The 2524-nt window shown below is 38.9% G+C and carries 3 protein-coding genes; 1 reads left to right on the top strand and 2 read right to left on the bottom strand.

What is annotated here, in order from left to right; all coding sequences use genetic code 11:
• Both VF675_RS13545 and VF675_RS13540 read right to left on the bottom strand, forming a co-directional pair.
• A partial coding sequence (locus VF675_RS13545) for a helix-turn-helix domain-containing protein (protein ID WP_440205374.1) occupies window positions 1-81 on the bottom strand: 81 nt, incomplete at its 3' end.
• Between the two features lie 32 nt (window positions 82-113).
• Complete coding sequence (locus tag VF675_RS13540; protein WP_168391406.1) at window positions 114-728, bottom strand: IS607 family transposase; 615 nt, start codon at window positions 726-728, stop codon at window positions 114-116.
• Window positions 729-1096: 368 nt separating this feature from the next.
• Between VF675_RS13540 and brnQ the strand changes: the two genes are divergently transcribed.
• Entirely contained in the window at window positions 1097-2389 is a 1293-nt protein-coding gene (gene brnQ, locus VF675_RS13535) for a branched-chain amino acid transport system II carrier protein (RefSeq protein ID WP_440205373.1), read from the top strand.
• Window positions 2390-2524: the final 135 nt, after the last annotated feature.

Genomic DNA, 2524 nt, shown 5'->3' with positions numbered 1-2524 from the left:
CTCTCTTAAAGCCCAATTATACGACAAACGAGCAACACCACTTGCCTGAGCAAAATGGCTTGCTTGTTTATTATTGGGCATCAATTCAATGATATGCCCTCGTATAAATCGACTCATAGTGCTTCTTTGACCGCCTGTATTAGCTTTTGGTTCTTTTTACTTCGGCTTCCATATAATCGTGCTGAAAATACAGTGATAATTTCCAGGACATCTTGAGACAGTTCCTCCTCAAAACTCAAATTTTCACCCTGATTAATAATTACAATTTCAACATTCCGAGCTTCACATAAAGCAAAAACCAATTCAGCACCAAAACGTAATAATCGATCTTTGTGGGTTAAAACCAATCGACCAATTTCATTATTAATAATTCCATCCAAAAGAGCCTTAAGCCCTTTTTTGTGATAATTCATCCCTGAGCCTAAATCACTAATAATCTCAAATGTCCATCCCTGCTTGGCACAGTACATTTCCAAAACTTGTTTTTGTCGCTCAAGATCAGCCTTTTGATCGTGACTAGATACTCTTGCATAAGCAATAGTTTTTCGGCTGTTCTGAATTGATAGATCATGGATAAGTTCAGGTGTGATCTTGCTTAGATCGTAACGTCTGTGATTTTTTGGGGTTCTATCTGCGACTAAAGTGCCTTCCTCATCCCATCTTCTTAGGGTTTGGATGGAAACACCCAGTGTTTTAGCTGCAACGCCAATACTAACATATCTACTCATTTTTATATAATAATATAGAAATAGGTAGATTTCAACTAGCAGTTATTAACCCTTTCGGCTTGTAAAATCAGCTCAAGCTGCCAAACAAGTATCCATCGTCATGCGACCAACAGTTTTGTTTAAGAACTGCGCATTTAAAATAGCAACCAAAACTTATACTAGATAAGCCATCTATACTATGTGGGATCAGCATTTTTCAAAAATACATCAGATAAACAGTAAGTTATTTAATTTTTATAGTGAAGATTAAAATAGCCTACAAACACATATCATAAAAAATATTCATATGACCTATAAAATAAATTAGAAAATCATAGCTCGATCTACTAAAATCGCTTTCTTTTGTTTATATCTTACTTTTCTCTCCCATGACGAATTTACGCACACGGGATATTATTGCCTTGGGTTTTATGACCTTTGCGCTGTTTATTGGTGCAGGTAATATTATTTTCCCACCTATCGTGGCACAGCAAGCGGGCGAACACGTCTGGCTTGCTGCGCTCGGTTTTCTCATTACCGCAGTTGGCTTACCCGTGATTACCATTATGGCGTTGTCACGTGTCGAAGGTTCTATACAAATTTTAAGTTCGCCTTTAGGCAAAATCGCGAGCTTAATTTTAACAGTCGTCTGTTATTTAGCGGTTGGCCCGCTTTTCGCCACACCACGTACCGCTACCGTATCTTATGAAATTGGTTTCTCTGCCTATTTTGGCGATTCCGCGAACACCTTATTCATTTATAGCGCCATCTATTTTGCCTTGGTGATGTTAGTTTCACTGTATCCACACAAAATTTTAGATACAGTGGGCTATGTACTTTCCCCGCTTAAAATTCTGTCATTACTAATTTTAGGCATCACTGCATTTATTATTCCGACAGGTACAATTTCACCTGCCATTCACAATTATGTGAACAGTCCTGTATCTGAAGGCTTTATTAACGGTTATCTCACTATGGATACCTTAGGTGCATTGGTATTCGGGATTGTGATTATTAATGCGATTCGTTCACGTGGCGTAACTGATAAAAAACTCATCACCCGCTATGCGGTATGGGCAAGTTTAATTTCAGGGATCGGTTTAACTTTAGTTTATCTAAGCCTATTTAAACTGGGGATGGGCAGTCACGATGTTGCCGCCAATGCCAGTAATGGTGCAGTCATTTTACATGCCTATGTGCAACATGCTTTTGGCGGATTTGGCTCGGTATTTTTAGCTGCAATGATTTTTATTGCCTGCATGGTTACGGCAATTGGACTGACATGCGCATGTGCTGGATATTTTGAGCAAATTACTAAAATTCATTATCGCCGTTGGGTATTTATTTTAGTGGGCTTTGCCTTTGTTATTTCCAATCTTGGACTCACCAAACTCATTGCAGTTTCAGTGCCTATTTTAAGCGCGATTTATCCACCTGCAATTGTGGTCATTCTACTCAGCTTTTTCTGGGGATTATTCCGTATTCCAACCCGCGTGATTGCACCTACTGCCGCAGTTGCATTGCTCTTTGGCATCATTGATGCAATGAAGGCCGCAGACTTAGCTAGATTCTTGCCAACCACACTGACCAATTTTCCCCTGAGTGAACAAAACCTCGCTTGGTTGATTCCTGCATTACTGATTTTTGTATTCGCTACAATTCATGATCGAATGAAAAAATAGCCAGTACGGACTTCGAGCTCGGCTATTTTTTCAAGTCATGCTCTATTTTCGAGCTGTATTGTATTAAAGTCGTGTTTTATCCAAATACGAATTTAAGTTAGACAATAATTGTCAGGTTTTACCCAAACCCGCACT

The organism is Acinetobacter sp. Lyrl_1, from assembly GCF_051948795.1.
Classification (GTDB): domain Bacteria; phylum Pseudomonadota; class Gammaproteobacteria; order Pseudomonadales; family Moraxellaceae; genus Acinetobacter; species Acinetobacter towneri.
This window is presented reverse-complemented; position numbering and strand designations above follow the sequence as displayed.

Coding starts and splice junctions, on each gene's coding strand:
- VF675_RS13540 (WP_168391406.1), bottom strand. CDS start 728: ATGAGTAGATATGTTAGTATTGGCGTTGCAGCTAAAACACTGGGTGTT.
- brnQ (WP_440205373.1), top strand. CDS start 1,097: ATGACGAATTTACGCACACGGGATATTATTGCCTTGGGTTTTATGACC.